Origin of the sequence: Paenibacillus amylolyticus (genome assembly GCF_003719335.1) — a bacterium.
GTDB classification, from domain to species: Bacteria; Bacillota; Bacilli; order Paenibacillales; family Paenibacillaceae; genus Paenibacillus; species Paenibacillus amylolyticus_D.
In genome coordinates this window covers 424,511-440,419 of sequence record NZ_RIAS01000001.1, presented here as the reverse complement: position 1 = coordinate 440,419, position 15,909 = coordinate 424,511, and the positions used below count along the sequence as shown (strand labels likewise).

Sequence of the window (15,909 nt, the reverse complement as noted above, 5' to 3'; positions counted from 1 at the left end):
CAAATCCTGAAGCTGGGCTCATTTGTTTTTGTTTGTTTTTCCATAGATCAGGCAATGATTAAATTGTGCAGTTTTTTAGGGAAATTCATGCAAGGATTGGAGCGAAACATGAACAAACAGGATAAGTCAGCTGAGTCCAGTTCAACCGCAACAGCGGAAATGGCAAAGATGGATACACCGCATGATAAAATTGAAGAATTACATACGTTAACCAATCGGCTTGCCAATGAGCTGGAACGTTCACGTATTGCACAATATACTGAATTGCTGAATCGACCGTGGAAGCTAATTGGGCTAAATCTATTGTCCGGCGCAGCCAGAGGTGTAGGGATAGCCATCGGATTTACTTTTTTCGCGGCTACCATTATCTATGTGTTACAGGTTCTCGGTGCGTTAAATTTACCCATCGTCGGAGATTATATTGCTGATATTGTACGAATCGTACAAAGACAGCTTGATATGAATACGTACTGAAAAATAAAGGCCTTTAGATTACTCACCTGTACACTCAATACGTGTCATCATCCTCTGAGTCTGGTTCAAGTAATCCTAAGCCCTCACCATTCTCAAGATACTGTCGGTACTGACGATTACGTACAATAGAAACATCGTGGCCATAAATATCCGTTGCGACAAAGCTTTCGTAAGCCTCAACAAAGCCGTCCAGCTCTTCCGTAGCTTCAATAGCCATCACATCGTAGCTGTCGATATCACCGTTTTCCGCCATTGCCGGGGAATTCGAGCTGCCCCAACTCTCTACGATCTGCCAGGCGTCTTCGCCGTCAAAACCATTCTGATCATCCCGCTCGTCCAGACTGGTACGTCCAAATGATGGGGCGAGGAACTCTTCCTCCACAGGCCGATTTTCGGAAACAACGGTTTCCGGTTGATGCTTTTTGCAGTACTTTGTGTATGGGACGGCCTCCATACGCTCGTATGGGATCGGTTGCTGGCAGACAGCGCATGTACCGTAATGACCTTCTTCGATCAAATGCAGGGCGGAATCAATACGTTCGAGTTGAAATTCATCATGCTCCAGTAAGGAGATATCTTTTTCTCGTTCATATACCTCTGTGGCAAGATCACCAGGATGATTATCAATCGGTGACAGTTCACCAGTCTGCAGTTTTAAAGAATCACCCAAGCCATAATGCTGGTTCTCTGATAGCCGGTGTTCGATATCCTGTTTGTCAGACAAGAGCTGGGAACGCAAAGATTGCATTTGTTCGGCTGTGAAATGTGACATGGCTTTCCCCTTTCTATTCCACTTGGAATCCGGTTGTTTGTCTCCATTCTAGGATGTACCTTTTGAAGCAGGATTACAGTAGGCAAATGTTATCGTTTTTTCCAAGCCCCTCAAGGCCGATACTGCTTCGCACGTTTGCCACGTCATGGACGATCTCTGAATAGCTGTGCTACAATAAATAAGTCTGGCGAATGCTTGGTATCGCTGGAAAAGACAAGAACGGAGTGACAACAAACGTGGTGTATTATATCCTTGCTTTTATCGTATTTTTAGTGGATCAGGGAACAAAGTACCTGATTGCTACCCGGATGGAGCTTAGAGAAGAAATTCCGGTCATTGGCAATTTTTTTGTCATCACTTCCCATCGAAATTCAGGTGCGGCCTTTGGTATTCTACAGGATCAACGCTGGTTCTTTATTGTGGTGACCATCATTGTGGTTGTCGCCTTGATTTGGTATTTGCAAAAAGTAAAAGATACTCCGCACAAGTTGTTGCCCGTAGCGCTTAGCCTTGTGCTTGGAGGAGCAATTGGTAACTTCCTTGACCGTGCGTTGACGGGGGAAGTTGTAGACTTTGTGCAGCTTAATTTTGGGAGTTACACGTTCCCGATCTTTAACATTGCTGACTCGGCCATCTGTATCGGGGTAGCGTTGATTATTGTGGAGACATTATTGGAAGGACGTCGTGAAAAAGCGGCCGCGAAGATTGAAGGGAATGAGCATCATGAGTAATTCGAATGAGGAACAACGTAATAACGATGAGCAATTTAACGGTGAGGAACGTATGGAATGGATCGTTGCCGCTGAACATAAGAAGGAACGTGTGGATAAATACATTACAGATGCTTTAGATAATGTGTCTCGCTCGCAAGTTCAGCTATGGATTGCAGATGGGGCAGTTACGGTTAATGGTTCTCTAGTGAAGGCCAACGCGAAGCTGTCAGAAGGGGATCGGATCGTATTACAGATTCCAGAACCTGCTGCGGTGGAGATCATTGCAGAAGATATCCCGCTTGAAGTGGTTTATGAAGACAGTGATCTGATTGTCATTAACAAACAGCGAGGACTGGTCGTACACCCTGCACCGGGACATACATCAGGTACACTTGTGAACGCTCTAATGTATCATTGCAAGGATCTTTCTGGTATTAACGGAGAACTGCGTCCAGGGATTGTACATCGGATTGACAAGGATACGTCAGGCTTGATTATGGCGGCCAAAAACGATCGTGCGCATGCTTCACTAGCTGCCCAGTTGAAGGAACACAGTGTGAACAGACGTTATATCGCACTCGTTCATGGGCATCTCGGTCATGATCAAGGGACCATCGATGCACCGATCGGACGGGACACGAATGATCGTAAAATGTACACAGTCACCGAACGCAACAGCAAACATGCGGTGACTCATTTTACAGTGACGGAGCGCATCAACGATTACACCTTGCTCGAGTTGAAGCTCGAGACAGGACGTACTCATCAGATCCGGGTGCATATGAAATTTATTGGTCATCCCCTTGTCGGTGATCCAACATATGGGCGGAACAAGGGTATCAAAATGAATGGACAGGCTCTGCACGCGGCAACACTTGGTTTTGTGCATCCTTCTACAGGAGAATACATGGAATTTAGTGCACCGATTCCGCAGGATATGGAGGATGTACTCGCTTCGCTGAGAAGCCGCTGACCTTTGAAGAAAGTACAAATGTTCGGATATTTTGTCCATGGTGTTGAATGCTCAAATGCTTCATATTAAAACATGAGAAATTTGCGTCAAAATGAGGAGATGAACACATTATGAGTATCGATAAATATCAGGAAACGTATATCCAAACTAATTTTGCTGACCGTATCGGCGGCTCCAACTATGGTAAAGACACGAACATCTATAAATTCGAGAAAATCAAACGTGCGAAAGCTTCTGCCAAAAAAGACTTTCCCGATGTCGAACTGATTGACCTTGGGGTTGGTGAACCGGACGAAATGGCGGATGCGGGCATCGTTGCTGCACTTGCTGCAGAAGCGGCTAAACCAGAGAACCGCGGGTACGCCGATAATGGTATTCCTGAATTTAAGACAGCGGCAGCTGCCTACCTAAAAAACGTATTTAACGTTGATGGAATTGATGCGGATACAGAGATCGTACACTCCATCGGTTCGAAACCGGCTTTGGCGATGTTACCTTCTTGCTTCATTAATCCAGGTGATGTAACGATCATGACTGTGCCTGGTTATCCAGTAATGGGCACACACACGAAATATTTAGGTGGAGAAGTATTCAACGTTCAATTGACCAAAGAGAACAACTTCTTGCCTGACCTGACAGCGATTCCCGAAGATATTGCTAAACGTGCAAAATTGCTTTATCTGAACTATCCAAATAACCCGACTGGTGCAAGTGCAACAGTGGAGTTTTTCACAGAGGTAGTCGAATGGGCAAAAAAATACAATGTTGTTGTTGTGCATGATGCTCCATATGCAGCATTGACGTATGATGGCAAAAAGCCTTTCAGCTTCCTTTCTGTACCGGGTGCCAAGGATGTCGGTGTGGAACTGCACTCCCTCTCCAAATCGTACAACATGACAGGATGGAGAATTGGCTTCGTAGCCGGTAATCCTCTCGTTGTCAAAGCATTCAGTGATGTGAAGGACAACAACGATTCCGGTCAATTCATCGCGATTCAGAAAGCAGCAGCTTACGGATTGAATCATCCTGAAATTACGGAGAAAATTGCAGAGAAGTATTCCCGTCGTCACGATATGTTGGTTGCAGCACTCAACGAGCTGGGCTTCCAGGCGGAGAAACCAAAAGGTTCTTTCTTCCTTTATGTTGAAGCACCAAAAGGTGTTGTCGGTGGACGTCGCTTCGAGTCAGGAGAAGACTTCTCCCAATTCCTGATTCGTGAGAAGCTGATTTCATCCGTTCCTTGGGATGATGCCGGTAACTTTGTTCGTTTCTCCGTTACGTTTATTGCGAGTGGCGAAGAAGAAGAGAAACGTGTTATTGCTGAAATTAAACGTCGTCTGAGTGATGTAGAGTTTGAATTTTAAAATTAAACATGCGTTAATATGGACTATAATGGGTATAAAGAGACCGGTAACGGTCTCTTTTTTATGTCAAAATGTATCCTTTATCCTCTTTACAAAAATAACCAAGCAACTTATTATTAAGTCTTTACGTTATTTGTATAGACTAATTCGTTAGAATTGTTGAAGGGAGTTATTGCTATTGTTTTCATCACGGCAAGATACCGCGTCTTCTGCTGTAGGCAATGCTGGAACCATTTCTGGTTTGTTTAAATTACTAAGGCCTAAGCAGTGGACTAAAAATTTGCTGTTATTTGCAGCATTGTTATTTTCATTTGAGGAAATCCGAACGGAGACGATTGTTTCAACAGGGATTGGCTTTCTGTTGTTTAGCCTTGTTGCAGGTTGTGTGTATATACTGAACGACTATGTCGATCGGGAACGGGATAGGCAACATCCGACCAAGCAGTTCCGTCCAATCGCTTCCGGGCAGGTCAATCCTACACATGCAATATTATTCGGAATGGCTCTCCTTGTTTTTTCCCTGGGAGTAGCTTTCGTGATGAATCCGTTATTCGGTATTTTGTGCATTGTGTATTTCTTGCTGAACGTATCTTATTCTTTTGTGCTGAAACATCTTGTTATTCTGGATATGATGACCATTGCGGCGGGCTTTGTGCTTCGTGCAATTGCCGGTGGTGTATTGATCCATGTCCCGTTCACCCCTTGGTTTCTGATTTGTACGATGTTGTTATCGCTGTTCCTTGCGATTGGTAAACGAAGAAACGAGCTTACGTTGCTGGAAGGAAACACAGGATCACATCGGAAAGTGCTGGATAACTACTCCATTACGTTGCTGGATCAATTCAATACGATTGTGACGACTGCAACGATCATTAGTTATTCTCTCTTCACCTTTACGTCGGATCGAACCATTCATCTGATGTGGACGATTCCGTTGGTAATCTATGGCATGTTCCGCTATTTGTATCTGATCCATATGAAAAATCAAGGCGGCTCACCAGACCGTGTTTTATTTGAGGACAAGCCTATTTTGATCACAGTCATCTTGTACGTGGTTAGTGTCATTACGATCTTTGCCATTTTCGAATGATAATAGAGAGATTTAATACAGAGGGGGATCAGGGTGAAACGAACGAAGGTTGCGATCTTTGATATTGATAAAACGATTATACGCAGTGATTCCATGTTCCAATTTGTATTTTACGGTATGCGCCGTTATCCTTGGCAGGTATGGCGTTTGCCTGTCATCGCATTTCATACCCTCCTATTCAAAGCGGGCTTTATGACGGTTGAACGGGTTAAGCATTCCTATTTTCAAGAAATCAAACGTATGTCTGAAAAAGACCTGGAGCATTTTTTCGATACCCACCTGCGAACTTCGATATTTACGGAGGCTAGTGTCGAGATGCAACATCGGAAAGAAGCTGGATATCATGTCTTGCTCGTAACGGCTTCTCCGCATGCGTATATGAAGTATTTCAAAACCTTCCCTTGGGTCGATCATGTGATCGGAACCGAACTTGTTCGGCATGAGAATGGTTATACCTGCACCATTGAAGGTGCCAATTGTAAGGGAGAAGAAAAGGTACGCCGGATTCAAGCTTATTTGGCTGAGAAAAACATGGAAATTGATTATGAGCAATCCTGCTCGTATTCCGATTCTTTATCGGATCTTCCCGTCATGCAGCTTGTGCGTCAGCGATATTTTGTAAATAAACGTGTGCCTGAGATGGAGGCGTTAACGTGGGGGAAATAAGTTCACGTCACACCGGCAAATGGTTGATGCTGGTTTCTGCATTCCTGACGGCGACCGGGCAGCTGTTCTGGAAGTGGGGATTGACGGAGTGGATCTACATGGGTGTGGGTTTTCTATGTTACGGCATGGGAGCCATTTTGATGATTAAGGCATTCGCGCGCGAAAAGCTCTCGGTGGCCTATCCGCTCATGTGTGCCAGTTATGTTTTTGCCCTAATCTACGGATATTTCTTGCTTGGTGAAGAAATTACGGTACAAAAGCTCGCGGCTGTTGTGCTCCTGGGAATCGGGGTGACATTAACCAGTGTGGATCGATAGTTGGATGATTGCTGTGTTAATCGTGATGACCCTATGCGGCGCAATGGGCGGAGCCGGGTTGAAATATTACGCAACGAGTCGTAAACGACTGCATGTGCTGATCGGACTTGGTTTTTATGGAATGGGTGCACTGCTTAACATAGTGTTACTGAAGTTTCTCCCATTAACTGTGGTGTTGCCTGCGAACGCTTTAACCTATGTCTGGACGCTTATTATTGCAAGGTGGGCTTTTAAGGAGACGGTAGGGCCAATGCGGTGGATCGGCGTTGTCTGTATAATGGGCGGACTATGCCTGCTTGTACTCTAGACCGAATTTTATATTTCTAATCTTTATCATTAAATATTGGATGTGAACGCATGAAATTTTTAGATTACATATTTTATGACCGTAGAGTGACTTGGACTGCTTTTGTTTTGTTCGCTGGTTTTGCTCTTTTTTATGGTTTGATGAATGGTTCTTATATTATGTATATCAGTCAAAATGCAGAGATGCTGGGAAAATACTCACCGTTTAATACAACCGTATTTCCACTTAACCTGTTTAATTTTGACCCTTCGATGTACTACGGAGATAACAGTTCTTCCGTTATTCATCCGTTAATATCTTATTTGGCGGTTACGCTCGGAGCTATTTCCAAGCTGCTGGGGGGCAATTGGTTTTTTCTGATTTTACAATCCCTTGTGAATGCAGGTTCAGTTGTTCTGGTCTTTGTGTTTCTAAGCCAAAATGAAACGAAATCCTCACATACACCGTTGTTGTTCGCGTTGCTGTTTGGGTTCAGCTCGTATTTGATGTTTACAGCCTTTATCCCGGACTCGTATCCGTATGTGCAGTTTGTTATTCTTCTGTCCGTTCTATACTTGCAGTATTCGCGTGTACAGAAGGAAGTCCGTTATGTACCAAATGCGTTACTTGCGACGATTAACTTTGGATTAACTTCGACCAACATCGTGCCGTTTGCCGGGGCTGTTTTCTTTAATATGCAGGTATGGCGCAGCAAGGCGGGTTGGAAAAAATATATCGGCATCATGTCACTTGCCGTGCTGATGATTGTGGTGTTAACAGCGATTCAGTATGTTGCATTTGGCGGCCGAAGCTGGATAAGCAACTGGTTGTTAGGTATTCAAAATGGGGGCACGAGTTACGCGACACCTTTCCAGTGGGCTGCGCATTATAAAGCGTTAGTATTACTGACAATCAATCCCATGTTATCTCCCCAAGTGCACTTGCTTGATCCGGGTATGGTTGCATTTGTCACAGACCTTTCCCGCTCTAATCCGCTTTATGTTCAGATGACAGGTATATTTCTTTTGCTCCTTGCGCTAGCGGGTTTCATTCGTGGTATACGCGAGCGCAGTGTGTGGACGTTAATGCCGTACATTATATTTGCTTTCCTGCTTCATCTCGTTGTTGGTTTTGGGTTAGCTGTATTTCAATATGACATGTACCTGTATGCCGGACATTATTTGTTTGCTTTTTATCTGCTTGGTGGTATGTTTATCAGCAGTCTGCGCTCCGGGTTTGGTAAAAAAGTACTGCTTGGACTTCTCGTAGCATCCCTGCTCGTCACGGCGGGCAACAACATCTATCGTCATTTCGAAACCCTGTCGACGATTAAACAATCTTATGAACAGCTGGAAAAGCCACGTTCTGCACAGCGATGAGTAGTAAATACGGAAGCAAAGTGGAAATGAAAAATTGACATCGAACTTGATAAATCATGTTTAGTAACACAAAAGGCTTCTTGAACTCACGTTCAAGAGGCCTTTTTTAGCGAAGCCCAGGTACTGTTTTATAAACGAATCAAGCAATGATTTTCGTCTTTTTCGCATTTTCAGCAGAGCGTTTCGTCAAGTTACTTAAAGGTCGTTTTAACAAGAGAGCAAGAATCAGACTAAGCGCAATGAACAGGCATAACCACAGGATGTCCTTTATGGCTGTTGACCATAAAATACCACCAACAGCTTCACGTAGCAGACTGATAGCATAGGTGAACGGCATGAATGGATTTAACGCCTGAAAAAAAGGCGAAGTCATGCTGATCGGGAAAGTACCACCCGAACTGGAGAACTGAAACACCATGAAGATGATGGCGATGCCTTTGCCAATATTGCCGAATACAGATAAAAGGGTATATGTGATCGTCACAAACACGGCACTCACCAGCATGGCGAATAAAATAAACAACCATTTATCTGCGACATACGTTCCTAGAATCCAAATGTCTCCTGCTGTAACACATATCGCCTGTAATAAACCAACGGTTAAGAAAGTCGCTAGACGACCGAGGTACAGTTGATATCCGCGGTATGTCCCCTCCGGGTTTTCTGCTTCCGCACGCAGTAGGGATATTAGCAATGTTGAACCTACCCATAGTGATAATACGGCATAGAACGGTGACATGGCTGAACCGTAATTCGGAATGGGGTATAGGTGTTGCTCCTTAATCTGTACTGGACTAGCAAGGAATGCACTTTCCTCTTCGATATCCCCCCGTAGCAATTTGGCAAGCTCGGCAAACTGATTATTGCCTTCGACTTCTCTTAATTTCTCGGCAGCTTTGCGGATGGCACTTTCCAGCTCTGGCAAGTCCTCGCGAACAAGAGTAGCTACGCGATGGACGCCTTGTTGCACATCGGGCAGTTGTTGCTGCACAAAGCTGGATGCTTTGCCAATTTGCTTCTCAGCCTGGGGCAGATCATTACGAATAAAATCTGCAGCTGTATTTAATTTATCCTCCAGCTTGGGCAGATCACGCTGAATAAGAGAGGATACCGTGCTCAAAGCACGAATAAAGGATTCACTCTTCGTGCCAAGGGTTTGTGAAATCTCGTGTACTTTGGCCTGAATATTGGGTAGATCACCCTGGATTGTTTCCAGCTCCGTTTGACCAAATTGAATGCCCTCCTTCGCTGCAGCGAGAATTGCTGCAATGTCGGGAAGACGCTCCTTTGCTGCTTGCAGCGTATTTGCTGACGTAGATAGAACTGACTTTAGCAGATCGGTTGCGTCCGTGAGTGCCGGAACAATCTGAGTGTCAAAGGTGCTTAGGAGGCGATCGATCCCCGTGCTAATGTTCCGATTCATTTCATTTAATCGGGCAACAACTTCTGCTGGCGGAATCGTGTTTTCCCGTAAGGCTGTACTAATGATTCCGGCCAGTTTTATTTGTTGCTGAAGTTGTTCGGATATCGTTTGCAATTGCTGTATCCTTGCTGCCAGTGGATGAGAGGGCAGTATAGCATCAATTTTGGCGAACAGGTCGGACATACTGTCCACGATTTTTACCGCAGTGCCTAGACGAGAAGTAAAACGGTCGATGTCATCAGCGCTCGGTAACTTACTCCAATCGGTTCCTTTCAATTGTTCGAACATATCGCCAGCTGCGTTTGTTATTTGCTGCACTAACAGCAGATTTTGGCGAATCGTTGGCGTGATCGACTGGAAGGCTTCCTGACTGGCACCTGCAAATTGATTCAATCCATTAGCAAACTGCACTGCGTTATCCGAAATTTCGGACACTTTATAAAGATCCTGTTCAGCAGCAGATACGATAGCAAGAGCTTGATTCGTCTTATTCAGGGCAGTTTGAATCACTCCAGAAACTTGTCCAAAGTTGGCATCAACCTCTTGAATGCGGGCGACGGCTTGCTCTATTTCTGGTATTCGATCTTGCAAGGCTACCACCTCTGAAGCAGCGGCTTTGATCTGAGGCCAATACTGCTGTACTTTCAGTACATAGCCAGCAGCTTCATTGATTTCAGGCAGTCGTTTCTCCAATTCCACAATTTTTTGTGCCTGCTTCACAATCTCCGGCATGGCCCGGTCAACTTCGAGCACTTTCTGACCTGCTGTCTGGAATTCAGGCAGATTTTTCTCCAGCATAAAGATGCCACTTTCCATTTTGCGTAGCGTGGGCAACTGTGCATTAATCTCTACGCCAGCCTCCTTCAGCTTGGTAAGCACGGCTTCACTGACGGCTTCGGTAAAATTCTCATTAATCTGCGTTGTAATGGCGGATACGCCCGAACCGGTTATTTTGGGAGCGATGGCATTGACCTTTTCATTGACTGTGTATATGACTTCAGGCCGATCCAGTTTTCCATCCACAATGCCTGTAATCCGTGATGAAAAATCAGCAGGAATGAGTAGGCTGGCATAATACTCACCGGTCTGGACACCGCGGCTAGCTTCGGCTTGATTCACAAATGTCCATCCCAGCTTGTGGTTATGGCTTAAACTATTCATTAACTCATCGCCAATATTAATGGTAGTACCCGTAACCGTGGCACCCTTGTCTTCACTAGTGACGGCGATTTTGATGCCTTGTGTATTACTGTACGGGTCCCAAACGGATTTGACATTCACCCAGTCGTATACACCTGGCAGTAATATGATTGCGATGATCAGAAATATACCTGTGGGTACTTTGAAAATATGTAGCCAGTCTGTCTTGTAAATATGCCATATGTGACGCATGGTGTCCTCCTTCAAAATAATGAAGAGAGCTATAACAGTGGAGGGAAAGGCTCACCTTCCTTACGTTGTTTACTCCCTAAGCTATATGTATATCGGAAAAAAGGCGGGTTTAATAAATGACCGTGTGTATAAACTTTCCCCAATTGAAAGGAGACTGATTCACAGTCTTCATAGATTCAGGAGAAGAATTTGAAAATAGGGGACAGATGGTGTTATTTGGATCAGAAAGAGGTTGTAATTGTCTATGGATAAATATGCAGGTTTGTTGTATAATTATAAACGACGAATGACATGTGATGTGACATGGATGCTTTTTCGCCTAAATGCTGATTCTAATAAGACGAAGCAGAGGATTTGCACCTGCGATGGTGAGGTGTTGACAGAGGGTTGTCTTTCTGTCATAATTCATGAAGACAAACGGGCATATTGAGACAGAACTCTGTGAGGTTCCTCATATGCACGACATGAATAGCACCTTTAAATCAGTCCCGTGAGACTGGCAAGGTAACGTGAACGATTCATCTTTTATTTGCTGCGGCAGATATAATGATGCATCCCGAGAGTAAACTTTCTTCAGCGACGTCTGAAGTTCGGAGACTCCTTGCCAATAAACACGGCAAGGAGTCTTTTTTGTTCTCCTCGTCACGGGGCCATGGTTTCGAAGGAAAATCCTGAGGAGGCTGAACGCATGAGCACAGAGACACATGTCATTATGGATGAAACGGCGATTCGCCGCGCATTGACAAGGATTGCCCATGAAATACTGGAGAAGAACAAAGGCATCGACGATTGCGTGCTGGTTGGAATCCGCACCCGCGGAGTATATCTGGCAGAACGAATCGCCGCCAAGATTGAGGAGATTGAAGGCGCCAAAGTTCCCTGGGGAGAACTTGATGTAACCCTCTATCGTGATGACCGGCTGGATGATCACCAGACGAATCGCAAGGAACTGTTGATTATGACACCTGAATCACTTTCTATTCATAACAAAAAAGTGATTTTGTTCGATGATGTGCTGTACACCGGACGAACAATACGAGCTGCGATGGATGCGCTGATGGACTGCGGAAGACCGCAGAACATACAGCTGGCAGTACTTGCAGACCGTGGACACCGGGAACTACCGATCAGACCTGATTTTATTGGCAAAAACGTGCCGACATCCAAATCAGAAGAGATCGAGGTTGCACTCATGGAGACAGACGGACAGGATGAGGTCAAAATCATACAGAACCGAGGGGAGCAGGCATGATGATTACACAGACAGCGTTGAAAGACCGGAGCTTGCTTGGATTGAAAGACATTAGCCGTGACGAGATCGAGTCGATTCTGAACCGTGCAGCCCACTGGGAAGCACAGAAGGAAAAACTCGTTCCGATCCTGGAGTCTCGCTTTGTAGCGAACATGTTCTTCGAGAACAGTACCCGTACCCGATTTTCATTTGAAATGGCAGAGAAGCGGCTGGGAGCTCAAGTGTTGAATTTCTCAGCAGCTGCATCAAGTGTAGAAAAGGGAGAGTCGATCTACGACACGGTTCGAACACTTGAATCTATGGGGATCGATGCAGGGGTCATTCGCTTGAAACCGGCTGGTGTCTTGCAACAACTGGCTCAGAAGGTAAGTGTACCGCTAGTGAATGCGGGAGATGGCAATAATGAGCATCCGACGCAGGCGCTCCTTGATCTCTATACGATGCGGAAGGCATTTGGTGAGCTGAAAGGTTTACGTGTCTCGATCATCGGAGATATCATGCATAGCCGGGTAGCACGCTCTAACTTGTGGGCACTGCAAAAGTTTGGTGCAGATGTACGATTCTGCGCACCACAAACGATGCAGGCGCCGGAGCTTGCGGAACACGCACCTTATGTAGGTCTTGAAGAAGCGCTGGATGCTGATGTAGTCATGATGCTCAGGGTTCAACTGGAACGTCATCAACATGGCCTGATCACTTCAGCTGAGGATTATCGCGAACACTACGGATTGACGGAAGAACGGGCGTCACGCCTCAAGCCAAGTACGATTATTATGCACCCTGCTCCTGTGAACCGTAACGTTGAAGTCGATGATGCGGTTGTAGAGAGTGATGCATCACGGATTTTCCCACAGATGGCAAACGGAGTTCCGATCCGCATGGCGGTTATGGAACGTGCGATGAAGCTGTAACAGGGCCTAGCATAGATTCATAGGCTGGCGAGACGATGTTCTTGCACACCAACGAAGAGAGTAGACGATAAAACATTCATCTAGCGGATCTACCCTGCTGGACAGAACCGAAGCGGAGGGCAATTATGGTACAGGTGATAAAAAACGCAAACGTCTTGAATCAACAAGGGGAACTTGAACGGAAAACGATTCTTATAGAAGAAGGTAAAATTAAAGCGATCGCTGGCCCGGAAGATGAAATCGTACGGAACGCCGAGAAGTCAGCAGAGCAGGTAACGGACGCATCAGGCAAGCTGGTGATCCCTGGATTAATCGATATGCACGTGCATCTACGCGAGCCTGGATTCGAACATAAAGAGACGATCGAAACAGGAGCTCGCTCCGCTGCGCAAGGCGGTTTTACAACCATTGCCTGCATGCCGAATACAAGACCGGTAACCGATACACCTGAGGTTGTAGAACTGGTACTGAACAAAGCAAAGGAAGCAGATCTGGTTAAAGTGCTGCCCTATGCGGCGATTACCAAAAACGAACTAGGCCGCGAATTGACTGACTTTGCCGCATTAAAAGCGGCAGGTGCGATTGGCTTCACGGACGACGGAGTAGGTGTACAAAACGCGCAAATGATGAAGGATGCTATGAGCCTCGCAGCCAGCATGGATATGCCCGTGATTGCCCATTGCGAGGATGATTCGCTAGTGGTTGGCGGATATGTCACGGAAGGTGAGTTTTCCAAGCGTCATGGTATCAAAGGGATTCCGAATGAATCTGAAGCGATTCATGTAGGCCGCGACATTCTGCTTGCAGAAGCAACAGGGGTACATTACCATGTATGCCACGTTAGCACAGAACAATCGGTCCGTCTGATTCGTCTGGCGAAATCGATCGGTATCAAAGTGACTGCTGAGGTATGTCCGCACCACCTTGTTCTATCCGATGAAGATATCCCAGGCATGGACGCCAATTGGAAAATGAACCCGCCGCTGCGCTCACCACGTGATGTGCAGGCTTGTATCGAAGGATTGCTGGATGGAACGCTTGATATGATCGTGACTGACCATGCACCGCACAGTGAAGATGAGAAGGCAAAAGGCATGGAGCTCGCTCCATTCGGCATCGTTGGATTCGAAACAGCCTTTCCACTGCTCTATACCAAGTTTGTTGAAACGGGATTGTGGACCTTAGACTTCCTGGTCAAACGCATGACGGCTGATCCGGCTCGCGTATTCAGACTGGATACCGGCAAGCTGGAAACAGGAGCCCCTGCCGATCTGACGATGATCGATCTGAATCAGGAAAAGGCTGTTGACCCGGCAACATTTGCAACAAAAGGCAGAAACACACCGTTCACAGGCTGGAAGCTAAAAGGCTGGCCGGTACAAACATGGGTGAATGGCAAAAGCGTATGGAATAACACGTTAGAGCAATAAAACAGCAACATGCTGACGTAACACATCGTTAAAAGGATACAATGGCACTCATAACAAATTTTAATGAAACATCAGCTTAGGGTTTACCATCTTTTTTAGAACAAACTCAAGGCAAGTCATGCCGAGAGCCCAACATACAAAACAAACACAGTTAAATGTACTTTTTTGAACTTTGAGCACCACCTTAGCTGCGAAGTGGACAGAAAGGACCCGAAGAAGCGAAGCGCTCGCAGGGTTTTCTGTCCACGAAGTCTCACGCTAAAGTAACTCCACGTTCAACCCAAGGCCATTTAACTTTGATAAACACAGAGGGAGTGAAATGGGATGCAGGGACAGGCAAGATTATTGTTGGAAGACGGCACGCTGTTCACCGGGAAAGCATTTGGTGCGGAAGGTGAAACGACAGGAGAGGTCGTTTTTAATACGGGAATTACAGGCTATCAAGAGGTACTTTCAGATCCTTCATACTGTGGCCAGATCGTAACGATGACGTATCCATTGATTGGTAACTACGGGATTACGCGGGATGACTTTGAGTCGATTCGTCCATACGTACACGGTTTCGTAGTACGACGCCATGAGCCGACGCCGAGCAACTGGCGTGCAGAATACAGCGTGGATAATCTGCTGAAAGAATACGGCATCGTAGGGATCAGCGAGATTGATACACGGATGTTGACTCGCCGGATTCGTCACCACGGTACAATGAAGGGAATTCTCACAACAGGATCGAAACCTGTCGAAGAACTGCTGGAGATGATGGGGGACACTACGATTGAGCAATTGCGTAACCAGGTGCCTATGACGTCCACAGAGCATGTGTACAACAGCCCGGGAACAGCAGAACGAATCGTCCTAGTTGACTACGGTGCAAAAACAGGGATTTTGCGTGAACTCAGCAAACGTAACTGTGACGTTGTTGTCGTACCTCATGACGTAACGGCTGAGGAGATTCGCAGACTGAACCCGGATGGCATTCAGTTGTCCAACGGCCCTGGGGACCCGAAAGACGTACCTCATGCCGTGAACATGATCAGCGAGTTGCTTGGTGAATATCCGATCTTCGGAATCTGCCTGGGTCACCAGTTGTTCGCCCTGGCAGCAGGCGCAGACACGGAAAAACTCAAGTTTGGACACCGCGGAGGCAATCACCCGGTCAAAGAACTGGAGAGCGGGCGTTGCTTCATCACATCCCAAAACCACGGTTACACGGTAAACGAAGAGTCTGTGAAAAGCACAGATCTTGAAGTTACACATATCAACAATAATGACAAGACCATCGAAGGTCTGAAACATAAAACATATCCTGCCTTCTCCGTACAATATCACCCGGAAGCAGCGCCAGGACCTTATGATAACAGCTACCTGTTTGACCGTTTCATCGAGATGATTCGTGAGTACAAGATCACTAACCCGCAAAAGCCGCGTCAAGCCGTATTGGCAGCCGCAGTGAAAGGAGCGCAATAA

At 45.9% G+C, this 15,909-nt stretch carries 15 protein-coding genes; 13 read left to right on the top strand and 2 right to left on the bottom strand.

The window, feature by feature from the left end:
* Positions 1-168: 168 nt before the first annotated feature.
* Positions 169-474 carry a DUF5665 domain-containing protein gene (locus tag EC604_RS02010; RefSeq protein ID WP_240036644.1) on the top strand — a complete coding sequence of 102 codons (306 nt, stop codon included), beginning with the start codon at positions 169-171 and terminating at the stop codon, positions 472-474.
* 34 nt (positions 475-508) lie between these two features.
* Here the strand turns inward: EC604_RS02010 and EC604_RS02005 are convergent, their stop codons facing one another.
* Positions 509-1,246, bottom strand: a complete 738-nt coding sequence (locus EC604_RS02005; protein ID WP_123062515.1) for a TraR/DksA C4-type zinc finger protein — start codon at positions 1,244-1,246, stop codon at positions 509-511.
* 236 nt (positions 1,247-1,482) lie between these two features.
* Between EC604_RS02005 and lspA the strand changes: the two genes are divergently transcribed.
* The 8 genes from lspA to EC604_RS01965 all read left to right on the top strand — a co-directional run bounded on the left by lspA (position 1,483) and on the right by EC604_RS01965 (position 8,034).
* A complete protein-coding gene (gene lspA, locus EC604_RS02000) occupies positions 1,483-1,977 on the top strand; it encodes a signal peptidase II (protein ID WP_090923795.1) in 495 nt (164 codons plus the stop codon).
* 52 nt (positions 1,978-2,029) lie between these two features.
* On the top strand, positions 2,030-2,932 hold the full coding sequence (locus EC604_RS01995; RefSeq protein ID WP_240036643.1) for an RluA family pseudouridine synthase: 903 nt from the start codon (positions 2,030-2,032) through the stop codon (positions 2,930-2,932).
* A 110-nt stretch (positions 2,933-3,042) separates the two neighbouring features.
* Entirely contained in the window at positions 3,043-4,296 is a 1,254-nt protein-coding gene (locus EC604_RS01990) for an LL-diaminopimelate aminotransferase (protein WP_123062513.1), read from the top strand.
* Positions 4,297-4,474: 178 nt separating this feature from the next.
* Positions 4,475-5,386: a decaprenyl-phosphate phosphoribosyltransferase gene (locus EC604_RS01985; RefSeq protein ID WP_123062512.1), complete on the top strand. Its 912-nt coding sequence runs from the start codon at positions 4,475-4,477 to the stop codon at positions 5,384-5,386.
* 33 nt (positions 5,387-5,419) lie between these two features.
* Positions 5,420-6,052, top strand: coding sequence for an HAD family hydrolase (locus tag EC604_RS01980; RefSeq protein WP_123062511.1), 633 nt, complete (start codon positions 5,420-5,422; stop codon positions 6,050-6,052).
* 26 nt (positions 6,053-6,078) lie between these two features.
* Positions 6,079-6,369, top strand: coding sequence for an EamA family transporter (locus tag EC604_RS01975; RefSeq protein WP_123062854.1), 291 nt, complete (start codon positions 6,079-6,081; stop codon positions 6,367-6,369).
* A gap of 4 nt (positions 6,370-6,373) precedes the next feature.
* Positions 6,374-6,676, top strand: a complete 303-nt coding sequence (locus tag EC604_RS01970) for an EamA family transporter (RefSeq protein WP_123062855.1) — start codon at positions 6,374-6,376, stop codon at positions 6,674-6,676.
* Positions 6,677-6,726: 50 nt separating this feature from the next.
* Entirely contained in the window at positions 6,727-8,034 is a 1,308-nt protein-coding gene (locus EC604_RS01965; RefSeq protein ID WP_123062510.1) for a DUF6080 domain-containing protein, read from the top strand.
* Between the two features lie 139 nt (positions 8,035-8,173).
* Here EC604_RS01965 and EC604_RS01960 read toward each other — a convergent pair whose 3' ends face one another.
* On the bottom strand, positions 8,174-10,849 hold the full coding sequence (locus tag EC604_RS01960) for a YhgE/Pip domain-containing protein (RefSeq protein WP_123062509.1): 2,676 nt from the start codon (positions 10,847-10,849) through the stop codon (positions 8,174-8,176).
* Positions 10,850-11,537: 688 nt separating this feature from the next.
* On the opposite strand from EC604_RS01960, the gene pyrR reads away from it, so the two are divergent.
* The 4 genes from pyrR to carA all read left to right on the top strand — a co-directional run bounded on the left by pyrR (position 11,538) and on the right by carA (position 15,909).
* Positions 11,538-12,101: a bifunctional pyr operon transcriptional regulator/uracil phosphoribosyltransferase PyrR gene (pyrR, locus tag EC604_RS01955; RefSeq protein ID WP_123062508.1), complete on the top strand. Its 564-nt coding sequence runs from the start codon at positions 11,538-11,540 to the stop codon at positions 12,099-12,101.
* Positions 12,101-13,012, top strand: coding sequence for an aspartate carbamoyltransferase catalytic subunit (locus tag EC604_RS01950; RefSeq protein WP_430538734.1), 912 nt, complete (start codon positions 12,101-12,103; stop codon positions 13,010-13,012). The genes pyrR and EC604_RS01950 overlap by 1 nt, the downstream gene beginning before the upstream one ends.
* Positions 13,013-13,137: 125 nt before the next feature.
* The gene (locus EC604_RS01945) at positions 13,138-14,442 is read left to right on the top strand and encodes a dihydroorotase (protein ID WP_123062506.1); all 1,305 of its coding nucleotides are present in this window, start codon (positions 13,138-13,140) and stop codon (positions 14,440-14,442) included.
* Between the two features lie 324 nt (positions 14,443-14,766).
* On the top strand, positions 14,767-15,909 hold the full coding sequence (gene carA, locus EC604_RS01940) for a glutamine-hydrolyzing carbamoyl-phosphate synthase small subunit (protein ID WP_123062505.1): 1,143 nt from the start codon (positions 14,767-14,769) through the stop codon (positions 15,907-15,909).